General features: G+C 63.2%; 19 protein-coding genes. 7 read left to right on the top strand and 12 right to left on the bottom strand.

Going from position 1 to position 19,303, the window contains the following annotated elements:
• Positions 1 to 10: 10 nt before the first annotated feature.
• Positions 11 to 1,180 carry a M20 aminoacylase family protein gene (locus AB3X98_RS28780; RefSeq protein ID WP_368603389.1) on the bottom strand — a complete coding sequence of 390 codons (1,170 nt, stop codon included), beginning with the start codon at positions 1,178 to 1,180 and terminating at the stop codon, positions 11 to 13.
• A 129-nt stretch (positions 1,181 to 1,309) separates the two neighbouring features.
• Here AB3X98_RS28780 and AB3X98_RS28775 point away from each other — a divergent pair, with 129 nt between their 5' ends.
• Positions 1,310 to 2,263, top strand: a complete 954-nt coding sequence (locus AB3X98_RS28775) for a LysR substrate-binding domain-containing protein (protein WP_368603388.1) — start codon at positions 1,310 to 1,312, stop codon at positions 2,261 to 2,263.
• A gap of 44 nt (positions 2,264 to 2,307) precedes the next feature.
• On the opposite strand, the gene AB3X98_RS28770 is transcribed toward AB3X98_RS28775, so the two are convergent.
• Entirely contained in the window at positions 2,308 to 2,778 is a 471-nt protein-coding gene (locus tag AB3X98_RS28770) for a ribonuclease (protein ID WP_368603387.1), read from the bottom strand.
• 1,046 nt (positions 2,779 to 3,824) lie between these two features.
• On the opposite strand from AB3X98_RS28770, the gene AB3X98_RS28765 reads away from it, so the two are divergent.
• Positions 3,825 to 5,117 carry a D-amino acid dehydrogenase gene (locus tag AB3X98_RS28765; RefSeq protein WP_368603386.1) on the top strand — a complete coding sequence of 431 codons (1,293 nt, stop codon included), beginning with the start codon at positions 3,825 to 3,827 and terminating at the stop codon, positions 5,115 to 5,117.
• A 49-nt stretch (positions 5,118 to 5,166) separates the two neighbouring features.
• On the opposite strand, the gene AB3X98_RS28760 is transcribed toward AB3X98_RS28765, so the two are convergent.
• Complete coding sequence (locus AB3X98_RS28760) at positions 5,167 to 5,703, bottom strand: Uma2 family endonuclease (RefSeq protein WP_368603385.1); 537 nt, start codon at positions 5,701 to 5,703, stop codon at positions 5,167 to 5,169.
• Positions 5,704 to 6,052: 349 nt separating this feature from the next.
• Here AB3X98_RS28760 and AB3X98_RS28755 point away from each other — a divergent pair, with 349 nt between their 5' ends.
• On the top strand, positions 6,053 to 6,265 hold the full coding sequence (locus AB3X98_RS28755; protein ID WP_368603384.1) for a hypothetical protein: 213 nt from the start codon (positions 6,053 to 6,055) through the stop codon (positions 6,263 to 6,265).
• 18 nt (positions 6,266 to 6,283) lie between these two features.
• Here AB3X98_RS28755 and AB3X98_RS28750 read toward each other — a convergent pair whose 3' ends face one another.
• The gene (locus tag AB3X98_RS28750; protein ID WP_368603507.1) at positions 6,284 to 6,463 is read right to left on the bottom strand and encodes a hypothetical protein; all 180 of its coding nucleotides are present in this window, start codon (positions 6,461 to 6,463) and stop codon (positions 6,284 to 6,286) included.
• An 11-nt stretch (positions 6,464 to 6,474) separates the two neighbouring features.
• Entirely contained in the window at positions 6,475 to 6,651 is a 177-nt protein-coding gene (locus tag AB3X98_RS28745) for a hypothetical protein (RefSeq protein ID WP_176732920.1), read from the bottom strand.
• Between the two features lie 239 nt (positions 6,652 to 6,890).
• Here AB3X98_RS28745 and AB3X98_RS28740 point away from each other — a divergent pair, with 239 nt between their 5' ends.
• A complete protein-coding gene (locus AB3X98_RS28740; RefSeq protein WP_069266156.1) occupies positions 6,891 to 7,109 on the top strand; it encodes a hypothetical protein in 219 nt (72 codons plus the stop codon).
• A 160-nt stretch (positions 7,110 to 7,269) separates the two neighbouring features.
• Here the strand turns inward: AB3X98_RS28740 and AB3X98_RS28735 are convergent, their stop codons facing one another.
• The 6 genes from AB3X98_RS28735 to glnT form a co-directional block, all read right to left on the bottom strand.
• On the bottom strand, positions 7,270 to 9,087 hold the full coding sequence (locus AB3X98_RS28735) for a bifunctional protein-serine/threonine kinase/phosphatase (protein ID WP_368603383.1): 1,818 nt from the start codon (positions 9,085 to 9,087) through the stop codon (positions 7,270 to 7,272).
• The gene (locus tag AB3X98_RS28730; protein ID WP_368603382.1) at positions 9,088 to 10,521 is read right to left on the bottom strand and encodes an APC family permease; all 1,434 of its coding nucleotides are present in this window, start codon (positions 10,519 to 10,521) and stop codon (positions 9,088 to 9,090) included.
• Positions 10,522 to 10,598: 77 nt separating this feature from the next.
• Complete coding sequence (locus AB3X98_RS28725) at positions 10,599 to 11,960, bottom strand: FMN-binding glutamate synthase family protein (protein ID WP_368603381.1); 1,362 nt, start codon at positions 11,958 to 11,960, stop codon at positions 10,599 to 10,601.
• 26 nt (positions 11,961 to 11,986) lie between these two features.
• Complete coding sequence (locus tag AB3X98_RS28720) at positions 11,987 to 12,676, bottom strand: protein glxC (RefSeq protein WP_069266159.1); 690 nt, start codon at positions 12,674 to 12,676, stop codon at positions 11,987 to 11,989.
• The gene (locus AB3X98_RS28715; RefSeq protein WP_368603380.1) at positions 12,664 to 13,572 is read right to left on the bottom strand and encodes a class II glutamine amidotransferase; all 909 of its coding nucleotides are present in this window, start codon (positions 13,570 to 13,572) and stop codon (positions 12,664 to 12,666) included. Before AB3X98_RS28715 ends, AB3X98_RS28720 begins: the two co-directional genes overlap by 13 nt.
• Positions 13,573 to 13,584: 12 nt before the next feature.
• Entirely contained in the window at positions 13,585 to 14,973 is a 1,389-nt protein-coding gene (gene glnT / locus AB3X98_RS28710; protein ID WP_368603379.1) for a type III glutamate--ammonia ligase, read from the bottom strand.
• A gap of 258 nt (positions 14,974 to 15,231) precedes the next feature.
• Between glnT and AB3X98_RS28705 the strand changes: the two genes are divergently transcribed.
• Entirely contained in the window at positions 15,232 to 15,834 is a 603-nt protein-coding gene (locus AB3X98_RS28705; RefSeq protein WP_069266161.1) for a helix-turn-helix domain-containing protein, read from the top strand.
• 314 nt (positions 15,835 to 16,148) lie between these two features.
• Here the strand turns inward: AB3X98_RS28705 and AB3X98_RS28700 are convergent, their stop codons facing one another.
• Entirely contained in the window at positions 16,149 to 17,114 is a 966-nt protein-coding gene (locus AB3X98_RS28700) for a LysR family transcriptional regulator (RefSeq protein ID WP_342947072.1), read from the bottom strand.
• A gap of 183 nt (positions 17,115 to 17,297) precedes the next feature.
• Here AB3X98_RS28700 and AB3X98_RS28695 point away from each other — a divergent pair, with 183 nt between their 5' ends.
• Positions 17,298 to 18,485, top strand: coding sequence for an NAD(P)/FAD-dependent oxidoreductase (locus AB3X98_RS28695; protein WP_368603378.1), 1,188 nt, complete (start codon positions 17,298 to 17,300; stop codon positions 18,483 to 18,485).
• 44 nt (positions 18,486 to 18,529) lie between these two features.
• On the top strand, positions 18,530 to 19,303 hold the full coding sequence (locus AB3X98_RS28690; protein ID WP_368603377.1) for an electron transfer flavoprotein subunit alpha: 774 nt from the start codon (positions 18,530 to 18,532) through the stop codon (positions 19,301 to 19,303).

Below are 19,303 nucleotides of genomic sequence, written 5' to 3'. Positions count from 1 at the left end.
TTCTGTGGTGCTATTGCAGAATGTGTTCTGCGAGCTTGACCCAGTAGCTCGCGCCAATGGCAAGGCTCGCGTCGTTGAAGTCGTAGCCGGGGTTGTGAAGCGAGCAGTGCTGCTCGCTGTCACCATTGCCGATCGAGAGGTAGCTGCCGGGGCAGCGCTCCAGCATGTACGCGAAGTCCTCGCTCGCCATGAGCGGGCGCAGGCCGTCGAGCAGCATCTCCGGGCCGCCCCATTCGAGCGCGACGCGGCGCGCCACCTCGGTCTCGTCGCTATGGTTGACGAGCACCGGGTAGTCATGGCGATAGTCGATCTCCACGCGCGCGCCGTAACTCGCGGCCTGCCCGTGCGCCACTTCACGGATGCGGCGCTCGAGCAGTTCGCGCACCGGCGCCGAAAGCGCACGCACGCTCAGGTGCAGATCGGCGTGCGATGCAATGACGTTCGAGGCGCTCCCAGCGTGCAGCGCGCCGACGCTGACGACGGCCTGATCGTGCGGCGCCACGTTGCGCGCCACCACGCTTTGCAGCGCCATGACGATCGAGGCGCCGACCACGACGGGGTCGATCGTCTGCTGCGGCGCGGCCGCATGACCGCCGCGGCCGATCACGCGGATCGTCACCTCGTCCGCACTGGCCATGAATGCGCCGCTCTGAAAGCCGATTCGTCCTGCCGGGAAGCCAGGTACGTTATGCATCGCGAACACGGCGTCGCAGGGAAAGCGCTCGAAGAGGCCGTCCTCGATCATCTTGCGCGCGCCGCCCAGGCCTTCTTCGGCCGGCTGAAAAATCAGGTGCAACGTGCCGCGCCACTGTGCGGTTTGCGCGAGGCATCGAGCGGCTGCCAGCAGTATCGCCGTGTGGCCGTCATGGCCGCAGGCATGCATCACGCCTTCGTTGCCGCTGGCGTAGGGAAGGCCCGTCGCCTCGCGTATGGGCAGCGCATCCATGTCGGCGCGCAGCCCAAGCCTGAACCCCCTGCCGCGCTCGAGCGTGGCGACCACGCCCGTGCCGCCCACGCCCCGCGTCACCCGATAGCCCCATGCTTCGAGCTTTTCGGCGACAAGCGCGCTTGTCACATGTTCTTCGAAGCCCAGTTCGGGCTGCGCATGCAACTGGCGGCGCAGCGCAATCATGTCGGCTTCGATTACCGCCACCTCGGGCAAAACCCACTGTCTGCTCAATTCGCCTCCTCAGTCCATTCGTGCATCGTGGAGCGAATCGTATGCAGTGCAAATTCCGGGGAACAGCCAGCGTTTTGTTATGATGACAACCCACCGTTGTCACCCACCTCTCTCGCCGCGCACGCTGACATGAAACTGCACCAACTGGAAGCGCTGGTCGCCAGCGCGGACGCCGGCAGTATTCGCGGCGCGGCCCGTTCGCTCGGGCTCTCGCAGGCGGCAGTCACGCGCGCGCTGCGCGAACTGGAGGCAAACGAGCGCCTGCCGCTCCTGATCCGCGCGCCCGAAGGCATTACCTTCACCGAGCACGGCAAGGTGCTGCTCACGCACGCGCGCATCGTGCTCAATCAACTCGAACACGCACACAACGACCTCGAGCGACTGAGAGGCCGTGTGGAAGGCAGTCTCACGGTGGGCGTCACGCCGTGGATTACGCTGACCTTTCTGGCCGAGGCCGTACGGCTGTTTCGCGTGCGCATGCCCGACATCCGTCTGGAACTGGTCGAAGGATTGATGGCCGTTGCCCAGCCGCTGCTGCGCGACGGCAGCATGGACTTCGCCGTCGGCCAGTTGCAGCCCGGCGCGAGTGAGCAGGAGTTCGCATCCGAGGCTGTGCTCACTTACGAATCGTCGGTGATGGTGCGGGAAGGACACCGGAAAGTGCGGGCGCGCTCGATCCGCGAACTGCTCGATGAAGACTGGGTGCTGAACTTCGCGCCGGACGGCAAACGCGATCTGGTCGACTATCTGTTCACGCGCCACGGCGCGCAGATCGACGAACGCCGCATTGTGCGCGCGCAGTCGGTAGCGACGCTGCAAACCATGGTGGAGCAGGCAGACATGTGCACGTGGAGCCCGACGATCCTGAGCCACGTGCCGCCGTTCGGAGGCCGCCTGCGCTCGCTCGCGTTGCGCGAAGCGTTCGAACCCCGACAACTGGGCATCGTCACGCGCCGCAACAGCACACTGAGCCGCGCGGCCGTTGCTTTCATCGACTGTTTGCTGCAGGTGATACGCCGCCACGCGCGCTCGGCGAAGAAAGAAGACCTCGCCTTGTTCAAAACCCTGGAGCTATTGATTTAGCGCCCGAGCATGCGCTCAGGTACGACGAAAATCTGGATTCGCCTTTACCCGGCAATGCGCTTGAAGCTGACGTAGTAGTCGTCGGTGTAATAGCAGTCGCTGGTCTGCTTGCGCGGTCCACCACATACGACCCGGCGCTGCCCACGATCCGTCATGCCCGGGGTGCGCACCGTGTATGTGTGGTAGTAGCCGCGTGGATGCTGCGGCAGTAATTGCGCCGTGTTACGGAACAAGACGCCGTCGTCCGCAAAAGGAAAGGGGCCGCCCGCTTTGATCAGACGCAGTGTCTCGGTCGCTTCCCCCGGCAACTGCTTCATGGTGACGGTACCCAGCGCGCCCGCAACCTGCGCGCCTGATGCGGCAGGTGTGCCGCTTGCGCCCTGCGCGGGCTGACCCGGCGCCTGGCTCGCGGATGCGCCCGACGTCTCGGTGACGTTTCGCGAACTCTCCTTGCCGCAACCGCCAAGGATCGCGCCCAAGGCGACGACGCAAGGGAAAACCCACGCTCTCTTCACGAAACGATTCTCCCCTCGTTGACCAGCACTCGACGAACAGGACAAACGTAAAGGTAGCGCGAATGGCGGAGCGAATCAATGCTCGACCGGGAACACGCACTCGTACACGTGACCCAGGCAGACGAACGGCGGCCGCTCACACCCGTTCCGATGTAAGCGGCCTGGACTTGCAATCACATACTGCCTGGATGAAGCGGTACTTCAACTGCGTGTTGCTCCGCACTTCAACTGCGTGATTCAACTGCGCGATGCTCTGCTCTTCAACTGCGTGATTCAACTGCGCGATGCTCTGCTCTTCAACTGCACGGTACTCTGCACTTCAACAACGAGTTGCCCTGCACTCCTCATTGATTCAACAGCGTGGTGCTTCGACATTGACACTCAACTCTGCCACATACGACTACAACTGCCGGACTGCTGTTCTGCAACGGGTACACGGTATGGTCCAACTCGACCGCAGGAGGGGAATCCTGGGATGGAGCCAACGTCTCGCTCCATGAAAGACAGTGTAGGCGTAGACGCGCTGAACCAATTGCCCGAAACGAGCCCAATATCGCGCTGAATTCGCGCAATTGGGCGGCCGCCCTGCTCAGGCTACTGCCTGCGTCCCGGACTGATAGAACGGGTAGTCCGTATAACCGACGTGTGTGCCGCCAAAGAACGTGGGGCGGTCGTACCGGTTGAGCGACAGCTTGCGACGCAGCAGTGACGACCGAATGCAACCAGATCGGCATCGCCCGCCTGCAGCATCGCGGCCGGCGGCTTCGACGGCGAAAAGGCCGAAGCGATATATGCACACGTCGATGAATTTATCCCGATTCCTTCCAATACTGTTCGCGTATTTCGCAAACAATCCTTCAGCCGGGAAGCCGGTTTGAAAACATCCGTTCTCCTCCAGGCGACATGGCTATTTCAACCAGAAATAACCCGCTAAACATTATTGAAAACTGCTCGCATGTCGCTAGCATTCCTTCATCGACTGCCAGATCGAATACCGGCAGCGTTCATCAGATGTTGGCGGCCGCCTGGCTGGGGAGACGACGGATATGCGAGTTCTGGTGTTGGGCAGCGGGGTCGTCGGCGTGACGAGCGCGTACTATCTGGCGCGCGCCGGCCATGAAGTCACTGTCATCGACCGCGAGCACGGTCCTGCGCTCGAGACGAGCTTCGCGAACGCCGGGCAAATTTCTCCGGGATACGCGGCGCCGTGGGCGGGCCCTGGTGTTCCGCTCAAAGCCGTTAAGTGGATGTTCCAGAAGCATGCCCCGCTCGCCATCCGCCCGGATGACGCGGACAAGCAGTTCCAGCTGCAGTGGATGTGGCAGATGCTGCAGAACTGCACGGCGGAGCGCTACGCCATCAACAAGAACCGCATGGTGCGGCTTGCGCAATACAGCCGCGATTGCCTGATGGCGCTGCGCGCGGAAACGGGCATCCAGTACGAAGGACGAACCGGCGGGACGCTGCAGGTTTTCCGGACACAGCAGCAGTTCGACGGCGCGGCAAAGGACATCGCCGTCCTCAAAGAGGCGAACGTTCCCTACGAGTTGCTCAGTGCAGGCGAACTCTCGCGGGTCGAGCCGGCCCTCGCCGCAACCTCGCAAAAATTGACCGGCGGTCTTCGCTTGCCCGGCGACGAGACAGGCGACTGCCAGCTGTTCACGACCAGGCTTGCCGCTCTTGCCGAGGAGGCCGGCGTGACGTTCCGCTACAACACGACCGTCGAGACGCTCGTCGTCGAAGACTGCAAGGTCGTTGGCGTCCGTCACGGAACGAGGCTCATCCATGCCGACGCGTTCGTTGTCGCGTTTGGTTCCTATTCGACGAGTTTCCTGTCTGGCCTCGTCAAGATTCCGGTCTACCCGCTCAAGGGGTATTCCATCACGGCGCCGATCCTGGACGAGGCACGCGCCCCTGTCTCGACTGTCCTCGACGAGACCTACAAGATCGCCATCACGCGCTTCGATAAACGAATTCGCGTGGGCGGCATGGCCGAGATCGTGGGGTTCGACAAGCGCCTGCGCGAGGCTCGGCGCGAGACACTCGAAATGTGCGTGAACGATCTGTTCCCGGGTGGCGGCGACACATCGAAGGCGACGTTCTGGACCGGGCTGCGGCCGATGACGCCGGACGGCACGCCCATTGTTGGCCGCACTGCCGTGCCCAACCTCTTCCTGAACACGGGCCATGGCACGCTTGGGTGGACCATGTCGTGCGGTTCGGCGCAGCTTCTCGCCGACCTGATTTCAGGCAGGAAGCCCGCTATCGAGCACGATGATTTGAACGTGTTCCGCTACGCCAGGGAGCCGGAGGCCCCGGCGGATTTCGCGCTGGATTAGTCAGCACTGCTGGTGGAGTCGCGAGCGTCGGCCGACGCTCATCTTATGATCAGTGCGAAGACGGAGCGAACGCTTCGAAGTACATCCGCTCGAGTGTGAGCATGATGCCGAACTGCGAAGTTTGCCGCAGCCCATTGGCGCCGCAGAACTGCAGTTCTCCGCGCTGGCCGACAACGATGACCTCCTGGGCGCCGCCCTCGAGGTACGCCCTGACCCGCGCGCCGATGTCATGCGCATACTTGCGGTCGAGGAGCACCTCGACGCACAGATCCGGCACAAACGGAACAGGATCGTCCCGGTCAAACCCTTCCCACTTTTCAGGCGGCATCCAGACGACGTCGGGTACGCGGATGCCAAATGACGGTGTCGCCACGGCAACCGACATCGCTGCCACGTGACCGATCTGCTCGGCGATCTGGCAGTACACGTCGGTGAGGACAATCTGGCGCCGTGCCGAGGGCTGAGGATGCGGCACCACTTCACCGCGGCCATCGAGTTCACAGCATTCCCACGCCCCGGAATCGGCGCTGGGGTGCATCCGACGCCAGGTCGCTACCAGCCCGTCCTGCTCGAGAAGAGTCGACACAACCACAAGCCTCCGATAAGGGAATTTTCTAAGGGTATTCCCTTTGTTGGCCGCTGAAAAGCCATTGTTTCTGTGCATTGCACAATAAACTACGCAATGTGCATGGATTCGAATTTGCACCCGTTATCGGGCCATATCGGGCGGTCTTACATTCAGGTCGATGCAAACGTTGCAGCCAAATCGGACGGACATTCGATTTTCATTGTGCAACGCATCAACATCGCCCCAAAGGGTAGTATCAGCGTTGGGTATTCAGCTTTTGCCGAAGTCGCATTCTGCGGGCGCGTCGTTGAAGTGCTACCGTAAGGGTTTGTCGAGTGCGCCCCGGCGCTTGAACACGAGAAGTGCAATGGAAATCGATGCGGAGACTTTCCGGCGACTGCGCCGTCTCGCCCCCGTCGTTGACGACATACTCAACGCCGGAGAAGTTGAACATGCGAGCCAGGCAGTGAATCTCGCGGCACTCGCGCAACTATGCTCGACCCTCTTCGACGCTTACTGCTCGATACATCCCGAGGAGACCGCGCAAGCCAACCTGGACATGCTCGAGTCGCAAAAGTAGCGACCGGCGGCGCCAGGGTCACTGCGGGTCCGGATGCGCCAGCCCCGCTTCCTCGATGATCTGTTCGTATTTTTCCGCGCCGACGAGGTCACGGTACTCCTGTTTCAGCCGGATGAGCGCCTGCGCCGTTCTGGAAATCACTCCGGAGACTTCCAGCTGCTCAGCGTGCACGAGGGCCTGCCCCAAAGTCATGGCCACGTCAGTATTCCTTATTGCAGTTGAACAGCCATCAAGTCGTTGACGAACGTGGGCTGGGCCGAAGCAAACTCCATCAGGTTGGGGAAGCCCTCGCTGAGCGCAAACGCTTCCAGCGCATCCTTGCCGCTGTCAGCCTTGATGCGGCCGTAGCTTTCGATCATCTTCAGGTCGGTAATCAGGTACACCATTTCAACCTCTTTGCGTCTATGGATGCCTCGAGTCGTTGTCCGCTCAAGGATTCTTTCGAAGAGTACGTAGCGTCACTTAAATCGAGCTTAAACAATGCCGACAGGACGAAAGCCTTGCCGGGCCGGCGATCAGGAAGCGCAGGCTGCCGCTTCGGCGCCTGACGGCATGCCCTCGTCGAGGAGAGAAGTTAAGATGAGAACGAGATAAGCAACGGCTCCCGCCTTCAGGCACCAGAAAGATGGAACGAGAGACTTACAAAGGCTACGATTTGTGGGGTCATGCCATCGCGCAACAGGCAGAGCTGCTGACGCCAGAGCGCTACGCGGGGGGCGGCACCATCATCCAGGGGAACAAGCTCATCTGCACTTCCGGAGTCCTCGACCTGTTCGATTCGGAGGAGGAAGCGCAGGACGCGGGAATCGCCTGGGCAAAGGCGTGGGTCGACACACACGGTTAGCACGCAGGCGCAACGCAAGTTCCGTGGAAACTTCGCTTCAGTCGGCGCCTAAGTGCGCAGATACACGGGTGCCACATCGCACTTCGAGGCAACCTTCCATCCGAAAGCCCACCGCGCCCCGGTCTCGCGGTTCAATCTGCCCGCATGTCAACGCGAAAGCTCATCGCCGTATCAGCGACCACAGCAGCAGGGCCAGCAATAGAATCGAGATCCCCTGCCAGAACAGCACTGGTTCGCTCTCGAGCAAGGGCTTGCGTCGAACCGGAGCCATCGCACCCTGGCCGCTCGAAAGGCGCTCGAGATCGGCGCAGACCGCGAGTACGTCCTGATACCTGCGTGCGGGATCAGACTGCAGCGCTTTCTCCAGCACGAGGTCAAGCCAATGCGGCGCGTCGAGCCGGTACTCGTAGAGCGGCACGCGACCATTGAAGCCGTACGGCAGTTTGCCGCCGCTGAATAGCCGGTACAGCGTCACGCCATACGCAAATACCTCCGAGCGCGCATCGCCTTGCGCACCCCTCATCAACTCAGGCGCCATGTACGCGGGCGAGCCAGGCGCGCAGGCTGAGCCCGGCAGCTCCATACCGGGCATATAACCAAAGCCCAGGTCGAGCAGGCACGTCCTGTCGTCCTGCATCACCAGCACGTTCTCGGGCTTGATATCGCGATGGAAGATATTGCGTCGATTCAGCGCGTCGATCGAGCGGCCCAGTTGCCGTGCGATTCCGATCGCGCGCGGCAGCCCTATGGGCTCGGGCGCCGAAAGGAGCTTTTCGAGCGTGACTCCCGCGCCGAGCGGCATTACCACATAAAGCCGGGTTTGCCGATTGGCGTCAACGGGCAGCGGCGCGAGCACGCCGGCGTCGCCAACCTTGCCTGCGAGCCAGCGCTCACGCACGATCGACTGGCGTATGTTCTCGTCTTGCTCGACGCGCGGTTTGGGAAACTTGAGCGCCAGTGGCGTGTCCGGATCGGCCAGATCGTAGCCGGCGAAGATCCGCGAATAAAAGCCATCGCTGAGCACGCTCTTGAGCAGATATCCATCGATAACCTCACCGGCGTCGGGCACGGCGAGAATCGGCAGCATTCCGACCACTCGCTCCAGGTACCCGCCGTCGAGCAAAGGCAGGCTGCCAACGTCAATCACGGCGCTCGTAACGTCGTCCTGGGAACCGCGCGTCAGTGCCAGCGCGTCGAGTCGGCGCGCAGTTTCGAGCGCGCCATTGCGCGTCGCGAGCACCGTCTGCAGTTCACGCACTGGCACATGACGATAAAGACCGTCCGAGCACAATAGCAGGCGATCATCCTCACGCAGTTCGAACGTTTCGAAGCGGGTCACGAGCGCCGGGTTCATGCCAATGGCGTGCGCCACGTACGAACCAAAAGCGACCGGCACAATGTCGTCTTCGCCGATTTGTGCCAGTTGCCCGTCGCGCAGCAAATAGAGCCGCACATCTCCGGCTGCGACCAGATACGCTGTGGCGCGCCGTATGACCAGCGCCGCAAATGATGCGGCCATCTGTCTAAGCTTTGGATCGACGCGGCCCATGTGGTGCAGCCAGCCGTGCAGCGCCTGTAGCGAACGCGCAGCGGCCACGCTGGGCTGGAGCGTTTCGGGTAGCCCGTAATACGCATCGATGAAGGTACGTACTGAAAGCTCGGCTGCGACCCGGCCACCCTGACTTCCGCTCACTCCGTCAGCCAGCGCGATCACACTGCCACGCGCGGCGCGCGCGGCCAGGTCGCCGAGCATCACGCCGAAATAGTCCTCGTTGACGCGATTTTGCCCACGCAGACGGGCGGGGCGGGAGACGCAGCCGATCTCGAGCGCGGCGCATTCGCCGCGCTCGGGCCGCAACTGCAGGTCGACTTCCTGAGAATCCGCTTCGCGAGTTGCAACGGCCGTCCCGGCTGCATGGACCGACCTCCGGTCCGCAGCCGGTGCGGAAAGGTGGTCCACGGAGCGCGGTTCAGTCATTTACTTTTTGCCGTGAGTCATCACGTCGCTGGTTTCCAGATCGTGTTCGATCTTCTCGAGCACCTGGGGCGAACGCTTCTTCAGCATGAGCAACCAGACCGTGCCGACCAGCATGTACGCCACGAACAGATACGGCAGTATGTTATACGGATAGTCAGGCACCGGATACACGCTGCCGATCACTGCGCCGACCATCGCCAGCGCGCCAAGCACGCTCCACAGCACGTTGACCGGCTTGAGCACGCCCATCTTCTTCAGATAGAGAGGCGCGGAAACCGCGACGAGAAAATAGGTCACCAGAAAGCCAAAGGTGGCGAACGTACTCGTGTAGCCGAAGGTATTGAGCGGACCGGCGCCAAGCATCGCAATGCACACAACGAGCGTCACGATCGAGGAAAACGCCACAGCGAGATACGGCGTCTGGTGCGTGCGGTGAATCATTCCCATCGAGCGGTGCACGAACTGGTAGCGCCCCATGGAGTACAGCAGGCGGCTGGACGAGTTGATGCACGCAAGGACACACGAGAACGCGCTGACCGAAGCGATCAGGTAAAACACCGGGCCGAGCGGCGAGGCGCCAACGCTCGCAAGCAAGGTGTTGAGCACGGCCGAATCGGCGCCGAGCTTGGCTGTGTCGTCGTGGTAGGCGATCGTCATCGAATAGGCGACGAACATGAAGAAAAGGCCCGACAGGATCACGCTCCAGACCACGGCGCGCGGAATGATGCGCAGCGGGTCCCGGGTCTCCTGGCCGAGCGAGGCAGCACTTTCGAAGCCCACGTACGAGAAGATGCCGAGCACCATGCCTTGCGCCATACCCTTCCCGCTCACGCCCTGCAGGCTCAATTGCGTATGGTCGATGATATGGTCAGGATGCAGGGCGAGCACGTAGATCAGCACGCCGCCCACGATCACCACCGACGTTGCCTCGATCGCCAGTGAGAGGCGCGAGGAAAGCTTCACGTCGCGTGCGGAGAAGAACCAGGCGAGAGCAATGAAAACGGTGTAGACCGCCCACGACGGGATATTGATGCCCCAGGAAGAGAAGGCATTCTGCACGAAAACCACACTTGCGGCACCTACCCCCATCGCGGTGCCCACATACGCCGCGATCAACCCCCAGCCGGCCATGCCCCCTGCCATCGGCCCGAGCGCGCGCGAAATATAGATGAAGAATGATCCAGCGGTTGCAATCCGGCTCGAGAGCGCGATGATGCTCATGCTGACCAGCAGCAGCCCGAGCGTCGAAAGTCCATAAATCAGCCAGGTCCCCGCGCCCGCCAGCGCCGCGATCGCGGTCACATTGATCGAAGGAGTAAAGGTTGGCGAAACGTTTGCGATAGATTGGCCAATCACCTCGGCAAAACCTAAAGTACCGGCACGCAGGCCGGTTGACGATGCCGGCGCTGCTTGTGTGGTGCTTTGCGTACTCATGTAGGGCTCCTGAAAGATTGGGGATTTAACGGACTTTGCTTAAATTTCCCAGAGTCAAAAATTCCAGCCAACTGAATTTAATTGTTCCAGCCAGGAATCCACGAAGTGCCCGCGAGCGGCACGCGTGCCATCGCTGCGGCTTCCACGGTCAGGGCGACCAGATCCTCGGGCTCGAGGTGATGCACGTTCTGCTTCCCGCAGGCACGCGCGATCGTCGTCAACTCCATGTTCAACGTCTTCAGGTAGTTGCGCACACGGCGCGAACCTTCGTCGGGCAGGACGCGCTGCTCGAGAACGGCGTCCTGGGTCGTCACGCCAACGGGGCATTTGCCGGTATGGCAGTGGTGGCAGAAGCCCGGGGACGTGCCAAGCGCTGCATAGTCGGCAGCCGCCGAATGCAGTGCGCCGTTCTGGAAGTAGCTGTCACTATTGCAGCCGAGTGCCATCAGCATGCCCTGCCCGATCGCGACGGCGTCTGCACCGAGCGCCAGCGCCTTGGCTACGTCGGCTCCGGTCCGTATGCCGCCCGACACGATCAGCTGCACCTGCCCTTTCATATTCAGTTCTTCGAGAGCATCCACCGCCTGGCGAACCGCAGCCAGCGTCGGAATCCCGACGTTCTCGATGAAGCAGGTCTGGGTGGCCGCGGTGCCCCCCTGCATGCCGTCGATCACGACCACGTCCGCGCCAGCATGTACCGCAAGCTTGACGTCGTTGAACGTGCGGGTTGCCCCGACCTTCACGTACACCGGCGTGTTCCAGTCAGTAATTTCGCGCAGTTCCTGGATCTTGATCGCCAGATCGTCGGGACCGGTCCAGTCCGGGTGGCGGCTCGCCGAGCGCTGGTCGACGCCGGCCGGCAAGGTACGCATCGCCGCCACGCGCGGATTGACTTTCTGCCCGAGCAGCATCCCGCCACCACCCGGCTTTGCGCCCTGGCCAATCACGATTTCGATCGCGTCGGCACGGCGCACGTCGTCCGGATTGAAGCCGTAGCGCGACGGCAGGCACTGATAGACCAGCGTCTTCGAAGCGCGGCGCTCCTCCTGGGTCATGCCGCCGTCGCCGGTGGTCGTGGACGTGCCCATCGCCGTCGCGGCCTGCCCTAGCGCCTCCTTGACGTTCGCGGACAGTGCGCCGAAGCTCATGCCCGCAATCGTGACCGGAATATCCAGCACGACAGGTTTCTTTGCGAAGCGAGTGCCCAGCACGGTCTGGGTCGAGCACTTTTCGCGGTACCCTTCGAGCGGATAGCGCGACAGCGACGCGCCGAGAAACAGCAGGTCGTCGAAATGCGGCACGTGGCGCTTCGCGCCCAGACCGCGGATCTCATAGAGACCTCGCTGTGCCGCCGAGTGGATATAGTCGATCGTCTTGCGGTCGTAGCCGTGCGACTCTTCGTGCTGCAAACGAACGAATTGAACGGGTTTGGCATCCATTGGGAACCTTCTCAGAGAGCGTGTGTTCAATATTCCTGGTTGGCGTCGGCGTTCCAGTGATAGAGCGTGCGTGCCGACGCGATTCGCTTGAAGGACGCTGGATCGTGATCCAGCCCGCCCGCCGCCAGCAACACGCGCACTGCGTCGAGATCGGCATCGCTCATCGGTTCGTACTGCGCGTCCGCCCCGAGCGATTTCACTTCGCCGCGCACGTAGAGCACCGCTTCATAGAGCGAATCGCCCAGCGCGTCGCCCGCGTCGCCGCATATCACCATGCGGCCCGCCTGTGCCATGAAGGCCGAGAAGCTGCCCACGGAGCCGCCCACCACGATGTCGCCGCCCTTGAGCGAGATTCCGCAGCGCAGACCCGCGTCGCCGTCGATCACGAGCAGTCCGCCGTGCGCAGAAGCGCCCGCGCCGTTCGAGGCGAAGCCTCGCACATGCACCTTGCCGCTCATCATGTTCTCGGCGACGCCCGTGCCGGCGCTCCCCTCGATCACGATCGTCGCCTGCTGGTTCATCCCGCCGGCGTAGTAGCCCGCGTGGCCCTTGATCGTCACATGCAGGTCGGCATCTACGCCCACGGCGATGTTGTGTGCCCCATTCGGCGACGTGACGGCGATGCGCTGCCCCGCCAGCGCCGCGGTGTCGCCGTGCAGGTATTGGTTCAGGTCCCGGACCGTCTGCGTCTCGAGGTCGAAATTCAGGCTTTCCATACGTACATCTCCTCGGGAGCGGGTTCGAAGACCTTCGCATTGCGGATATCGGGCAGATGCGCGAGCGAGCGAAACTCAGAGGCAATCGCTACGTAGTCGTCGTTCTCCGCGACCACAGCCGGCTTGCACGCGAACGGATCGCGGATCAGCGCGAGCTCGGTCGTCGTGCCCATCAGGAACGTATAGAAGCCGTCCAGCTCCTCGAAGCCTTTTTGCAGCGCCTCGGGCAGCGCATCGCCCTCGCGCAAACGCCATTCGATGAAACGGCAAGCGGCTTCGGTGTCGTTGTCGGTATCGAAGCGGATGCCGAGCGGCTCGAGCTTGCGCCGCACGCCATATGGGTTCGAAAGCGATCCGTTGTGCACGAGGCAGAAGTCCTCTCCCGCCGTGAACGGATGCGCGCGGTCCGGCGTGACGGCCGATTCCGTGGCCATGCGCGTGTGGCCGACGAGGTGCGAGCCTTTGAGGTTCGCGAAGTCATAGCGCGCGGCCACTTCGGCCGGCGAGCCGATGTCCTTGTAGAGATCGATCGAGCGTCCAGTGGAAAGCAGATAGAGCTTCGGATAGTGCTCGCGCAACCACACCTTGACGCGCTCCGCATCGCCCTGGAGCGTGAGCACTGCATGATTGCCCTTCACGTCGAAGCGCGCGGTGACGTCCATGGCGTGGTTGAGTGCGTCGGCGAGTGCGGCCCAGGGAAATTGCGCGCCCTCGTCCGTGAAGCCCGCGTAGAGGCTCAGCTTGCGCTGGCTCGCATCCACCTCGCTGCCGAACACCGCAAGCCCCGCCGAATCGGGTCCGCGCTCGGTCATGCCGATCAGCATCGGCACCATCAGCTCGCCGAGCCGCTCGCGTAGCGCCGGCGTCTTCACCAGCAACCCTACGATTCCACACATTGTGTGTTCTCCTTAGAAAAATTCGAGGTAGCTCTTGAGTTCCCAGTCGGACACGTGCCGCATGTATTCGAGCCATTCCATGCGCTTGAGCTTGAGGAACTCACCGGCCAGGGGGCCGAGCGCTTCGCAGATCAGCGTGTCCGCCTCGAGCGCGTCGAGCGCCTGCTCGAGGTTTTGCGGCAACACCGCAATGCCGTGCGCGGCAAGTCGCTCCGACGACCACTCGTAAAGGTTTTCGTTTGCCGGCGCGCCCGGATCGAGTTGCCGGTCGATCCCGTCGAGCCCCGCGGCAATCACGGCGGCCGTTGCGAGGTACGGGTTGCAGGAGCCGTCCGGCAGACGCAGTTCGATGCGCTCGCCGGGCATGCGCACCATGGTCGAGCGGTTGTTGTCGCCATAACTCACATAGGCCGGCGCCCACGTCGCGCCGGTGAGCGAGCGCCCCACCACGAGGCGCTTGTACGAGTTGACGGTCGGATTGCACAGCGCGGTGAGCGCGGGGGCGTGCGCAAGAATGCCGGCGGTGAACTGGTAGCCAAGCGTCGACAGGCCCATGCCCAGCGGGTCGCCGCCGTCGGCGAACAGATTGCGCTTGCCGTCGCCGATCGAGATGTGCATGTGCATGCCGTTGCCGGGCCGGTTCGCGAACGGCTTCGCCATGAACGAGCAGATCATGCCTAGCTCGTTGGCAATCTCCGACGCGGCCATCTTGAAGAACACGTAGTGGTCGCACGACGTCAGGCAGTCGGTGTACGTGTAGTTGATTTCGAACTGGCCGTTGGCGTCCTCGTGGTCGATCTGATAGACGTCGATGCCGACCGAGCGCAGTGCTTCGGTGAGCCGCTCGAGAAACACCCGCGTGCGCGATAGCCCCTTATAGTCGTAGCACGGCTTCGCCAGCGTGTCGCTGGGGTCGCACGGTTCGAGGGTTCCGCTAGCGGAGCGGCGCAGCAGCGAGAATTCCGGCTCGAGTCCTGTGAAAAGGGTCCAGTCGCGCTCGGTCAGGCGTGCTACCTGGCGCTTGAGCGTGACGCGTGAATCGAACGGCCACGCTTCGCCGTTCACGTGCCCCTCGCAGACGATGCGTGCGAGGCCCGGCTGCCAGGGAACGGGCGTGAGCGTCGCGAGCTCGCCGACGGCCATGAAATCGGGGCCGTTCGGCTCGATGCCGACACCCCAGATCGCAAACCCTGCGAAGCCGGCTCCCGCCTCGAGCACCGTCTTCAAATGCGCGACCGGCACCGACTTGGCCTTTGCGACACCATGGATGTCGACGAACTGCGCCAAAACGTATTTCACGCCCTGCTGAGCAAGCCAGCCCTGCGCGTTTTCTGCCGAGTCGAAACGGGGCACGCTTCCGGGCTCGCTGAGCGGCAGCTTACTCGCGTCGTTCAGATTCATCGTCACTCCTTGCACCAACTCCGTTTGCGGTTGAAAGAGGCTGGGCACATCGTGCCTAGGCCGGTTCCGGGGACTTGCTGGCCATCGTTCAGGGCGCTCATGCGCACCCGCCATTGCGCACTCGTCGCACTTCTCGTTACGCGCTCCGTCTGGAACTTCTTTTCCTGTCATGCAACAATGCTTCATGGCGTGAAACAGCCGGCGCGTGCCACTGCGTGCCGGCCAGCTACGCGTCAAGCATTTCTACCGAGGCCGATCATGCACGCTGGGGACGACAACAAAACTGCGCTCGAGCGCTTTCTGGGCGCCACTATTCGCGACTTGCGCCAGCGCCACGACCTGACCATCGCCCAGGTCGCCGACCAGGCCGGCATCAGCCGCGGCATGCTCTCGAAGATCGAGAACGCGCAGACCTCAACGGGACTCGACGTCCTGCACCGCATCGCCCAGGCGCTCGGCGTCTCTCTTTCCGCGCTCTTTCGCAATTTCGACGTGCCGCAAGGCGACGCGCAACTCGTCAAGAAAGGCGCGGGCATGGAAGTCGTTCGCAAGGGCACCAAACGCGGCCATACCTACCATCTGCTCGCCTACGACCAGGGCCCGCGCAAAGCCTTCGAGCCCTTCCTCATCACCATGGAGGACGAAGCAGAACGCTTCCCGACCTTCGAACACCCCGGCACCGAATTCATCCACATGCTCAAGGGGGTGATCGAATACCGCCACGGACAGCAAACCTACATCCTCCATCCCGGCGACACGCTTACTTTCCAGGCCGATATTCCTCACGGCCCCGAGCGCCTCATCAAGACGCCCATCCAGTTCCTGTCGATCTTCATCTATCCGCCGGGAACCGCCGACTGAGGCGCAAGCCTTGCAGCCTCGCCTGTGCTGCTTCTTATGCAACGTCCGTGCCATGTTTATCTTCATGAACTAAAAATTCCTGCAGATAAACATCTGGCACGCACGCCGGCCCTATGCCGCTTACCTTGCCGATTCGTTCGCATCGGCGTTTGCCTTCTAACGGTGCGCGGTTTTCCTGCCTGCCGTGCGCTGCTGCACTGAATCGGGACGCGTGCTTACGCTCCATTATCAGAAATACTTATGTACGCACGAGCGTCGGTGCGAGCGCCTTAACGCGTCGAGCGCCGCCTCTCGTAAAAAATATTGCAGATCCGCTACATCAATGCGTCTTCAGGCAGTTGCGGCAGCGCGCGCGCGAGTGCCGGCCTAATCGAGGCGTCAAGCACGCGCCGCGTCAACGCAACGATCTCGTGCGCAAACGCGTCCCACTCGCCCTGTCGATGCAGCAGGAAGAAGTCGCGCCGCCCGAGCCGTCCGGCCGGCAGCGGCAACACGGCGATCTCAGGCAAATAATGGCGCGCCTGCCAGAGACACAACGGCGTGGAAATCGAGAAGCCGAGCCGGGCCGCGACTAGGCTCAGGAGCGGATCGGTCGCGTCGAATTCATAGCGGCGCGGACTGTTGATGCCGAGGTGCCGCGCATAGCGCTCGACCTGCTGTCCGATCACAGAGCGAGGGGTATAGCGGATCATCGGCATTTCGAGCGCAAGCGTGCGCCAATCGATGTTCCCGCGCTCGGCAATCAAGGCGCGCGAGACGACCACGACGAACGCCTCCGAAAAGAGCGGCGCCTCGACGATGCGCGCGTCGTTGAGGGTCGTCTGCGTGCATACCGCGAGATCGAGCTCGCGATCGTGCAACTGCTTGCTCAAGCCGGGGGTCAAACCGGACCACAACGCAATCTGCCGTGCCGAGCCCGACACCGCGCGAATCAGCTCCGGGCCCACGGTCGCCGCGAACGAATCCACGCAGCCAAGCCGCACGGGCAAGCTGCCCGCGTTCGATGTGTCGCCGATGCGCGCGCTGACCATCTGCGCATGCTCGAGCAGCGGGCCCGCCAGTTCGAGCAGCGCGCGGCCCGCGACGTTCGGCCGGGGAGGCCGGCTTTCGCGATCGAACAGGACCACGCCCTGATCTCGCTCGAGCGCCGCGATGGCCTGGCTCACCGCGCTCTGGCTCACGCCGAGCTGCTTCGCCGCGCCGGTCATCGATCCGGTCTCGCACACCGCGAGAAAAGCCTGCAAGGCGTTGAGGTCGATTGGCGCCTGGGTACGTCTCATGAGGAGCTCCGCGGAAGTCTGCGCAAATGACGCTACCGCGTCGTCTTCCACATGGTGCCGCCCTGACGGCTCAACACACGGACGATGAGCAATTGCGTCGATGAACCATAAGTTTGCCTAATACAAAATAATGGCGGGCAGCCGGGACGCAGAATTTGCCCATCGTTCACCCACGAGGGCCCCATGAGCCACTTCGACTATGTCGTGATAGGCGCCGGCGTCATCGGCACGTCCGTCGCCCACCATCTCGCCGCGCTCGGCGCGAACAGCGTTCTCGTCCTCGATCAAGGGACGATCGGGGCGGGCACCACCTCGCAGTCTTCCGGGCTGCTGCGCACGCATTACTCGGTGCGCCAGAACGTCCAACTCGCCCGCGCTTCCTGGTGGGCCTTCAACAATTTCGCCGACTATCTCGGGGACGACGAAGCCTCCTGCGGCCTCGTCAAATGCGGCTACATGATCAGCGCGCCCGAGGGCGACAAGCTCGACCCGCTGGCAGCCTCGGTGCGCGCCCAGCAGGAAATGGGCATCGAGGTACAACTGCTCGACCGCCAGACGGCGCAGGCGCGCCTGCCGATCGCCACCTTCGACGACGCCGCGCTGATCGGCTTCGAGCCAGAAGCCGGCTTCGCCGACGCCTATCTCGTCGCGACCAGCTTCGCACGCTCTGCGCGCCGCCGCGGCGTAAAGATCATGGAAGGGGTGCGCGTGACCGGCCTCGTGCGCGAAGGCCGCCGCGTGGTGGGCGTGCAAACGTCGGCGGGACGCTTTGGTTGCGGCACGCTCGTCAGCACGCAAAACATCTGGACCCCTGAACTCTCCGAATGGATCGGCGTGCCGCTGCCGGTCAAGCCCGAGCGCCACACCGTGCTCGCGCTCGAATGCGAAGCCGCCCCCTACACGTTCGCCATGCCCGCATTCAAGGACCTCGGCTCGCCGGGGATGCTCTATTTCCGCAGCTACGGCGGCAGCCAGATGCTGGTCTCCGAAGGCGTGGTGGGCGAAACGCTCAATGCGCCCGAGACCGAGCAGGGCGAGATCTCCCTCGACTATGTGGCCGAAGTCGGCGCACAGGTGGCCGAACACTTTCCCGCCTACGAAACGGCGGGGCTCGCCTCGTCGTGGACCGGCGTGTACGACGTCACACCCGACTGGAACCCCGTGCTCGGCAACGTTGCCGATGTGGAAGGCCTCACGGTGGGCTTCGGCTTCTCGGGTCACGGCTTCAAGCTCTCGCCGGGCATCGGCAAGCTGCTCGCCCAGCACGCGCTCGGCCTGGCCACCGACGTCTCTCTCGAACCGTACGCACTCGAACGCTTTGCGAGCGGCGCGCTGCTGACCGGCAAGTACGGTCTCGGCGCGGTGTCGTAACTCCAGCGCGCAATGTGCTTTCTCATGCAAACAGGAGAAAACAGATGACTGTCCGCATTCTCGTACCCGTCAAGCGCGTGGTCGACCCGAACGTGCGCGTGCGCGTGAGCAGCGCCGGCGCGATCGAAACGGCAGGGCTCAAGATGTCGCTCAATCCGTTCGACGAATGCGCGCTCGAGAAAGCGCTGCAACTGAAGGAAGCCGGGGTGGCCTCGCACGTCACGGTGCTGACCTGCGGCCTGCCCGCGCACCAGGACGTGCTTCGCACCGCGCTCGCCATGGGCGCCGACGACGCGGTGCTGATCGACACGGGGGCCGCCACGGCCACGCTCGATTCGCTCGCCGTTGCGCGGCTCGTGGCCGCACACATGAACGAGGTCGACTACGGTCTCGTGCTGTGCGGCAAGCAGGCCATCGACGGCGACGTGGGCGGCGTGGCCGCCATGCTCGCCGCACTGCTGGGCTGGCCGCAGGCGCTGAATGCGAGCGCGCTCGACGCCATCGACGGCGGCTGGCGCGCGAGCTGCGGCGACGATGCGGGCACCGCCACGTGGCAGCTCGACGGCCCCGCCGTGATCAGCGCCGATCTGCGCCTGGCCGAGCCGCGCCGCGTGACACTGCCGAGCATCGTCAAGGCGAAGCAAAAGCCGCTCGCCACGCGAGAGGCGGACGCGCTCGGCGGCGTGTCGAGCGCCCGCAGCCACGTGCTGAAACTGAACGATCCGCCCGTACGCGAGCCTGGTCTGAAGGTGGACAGTGTCGACGCGCTGCTCGCAGCACTCGCCGATCGACGCGTATTTGAATCCGTGGGAGTTTGA

Source organism: Paraburkholderia sp. BR14312 (assembly GCF_040948675.1).
Lineage (GTDB): Bacteria > Pseudomonadota > Gammaproteobacteria > Burkholderiales > Burkholderiaceae > Paraburkholderia > Paraburkholderia nodosa_A.
Note: the sequence above shows the minus strand (reverse complement) of the source record. Positions and strands in the feature narration are given on the sequence as shown.

Bases quoted from the DNA above. Each gene is read 5' to 3' on its own strand.
- AB3X98_RS28775 (WP_368603388.1), top strand. From the start codon at position 1,310: ATGAAACTGCACCAACTGGAAGCGCTGGTCGCCAGCGCGGACGCCGGC.
- AB3X98_RS28765 (WP_368603386.1), top strand. From the start codon at position 3,825: ATGCGAGTTCTGGTGTTGGGCAGCGGGGTCGTCGGCGTGACGAGCGCG.
- AB3X98_RS28755 (WP_368603384.1), top strand. From the start codon at position 6,053: ATGGAAATCGATGCGGAGACTTTCCGGCGACTGCGCCGTCTCGCCCCC.
- AB3X98_RS28745 (WP_176732920.1), bottom strand. From the start codon at position 6,651: ATGGTGTACCTGATTACCGACCTGAAGATGATCGAAAGCTACGGCCGC.
- AB3X98_RS28740 (WP_069266156.1), top strand. From the start codon at position 6,891: ATGGAACGAGAGACTTACAAAGGCTACGATTTGTGGGGTCATGCCATC.
- AB3X98_RS28735 (WP_368603383.1), bottom strand. From the start codon at position 9,087: ATGACTGAACCGCGCTCCGTGGACCACCTTTCCGCACCGGCTGCGGAC.
- AB3X98_RS28730 (WP_368603382.1), bottom strand. From the start codon at position 10,521: ATGAGTACGCAAAGCACCACACAAGCAGCGCCGGCATCGTCAACCGGC.
- AB3X98_RS28725 (WP_368603381.1), bottom strand. From the start codon at position 11,960: ATGGATGCCAAACCCGTTCAATTCGTTCGTTTGCAGCACGAAGAGTCG.
- AB3X98_RS28720 (WP_069266159.1), bottom strand. From the start codon at position 12,676: ATGGAAAGCCTGAATTTCGACCTCGAGACGCAGACGGTCCGGGACCTG.
- AB3X98_RS28715 (WP_368603380.1), bottom strand. From the start codon at position 13,572: ATGTGTGGAATCGTAGGGTTGCTGGTGAAGACGCCGGCGCTACGCGAG.
- glnT (WP_368603379.1), bottom strand. From the start codon at position 14,973: ATGAATCTGAACGACGCGAGTAAGCTGCCGCTCAGCGAGCCCGGAAGC.
- AB3X98_RS28705 (WP_069266161.1), top strand. From the start codon at position 15,232: ATGCACGCTGGGGACGACAACAAAACTGCGCTCGAGCGCTTTCTGGGC.
- AB3X98_RS28700 (WP_342947072.1), bottom strand. From the start codon at position 17,114: ATGAGACGTACCCAGGCGCCAATCGACCTCAACGCCTTGCAGGCTTTT.
- AB3X98_RS28695 (WP_368603378.1), top strand. From the start codon at position 17,298: ATGAGCCACTTCGACTATGTCGTGATAGGCGCCGGCGTCATCGGCACG.
- AB3X98_RS28690 (WP_368603377.1), top strand. From the start codon at position 18,530: ATGACTGTCCGCATTCTCGTACCCGTCAAGCGCGTGGTCGACCCGAAC.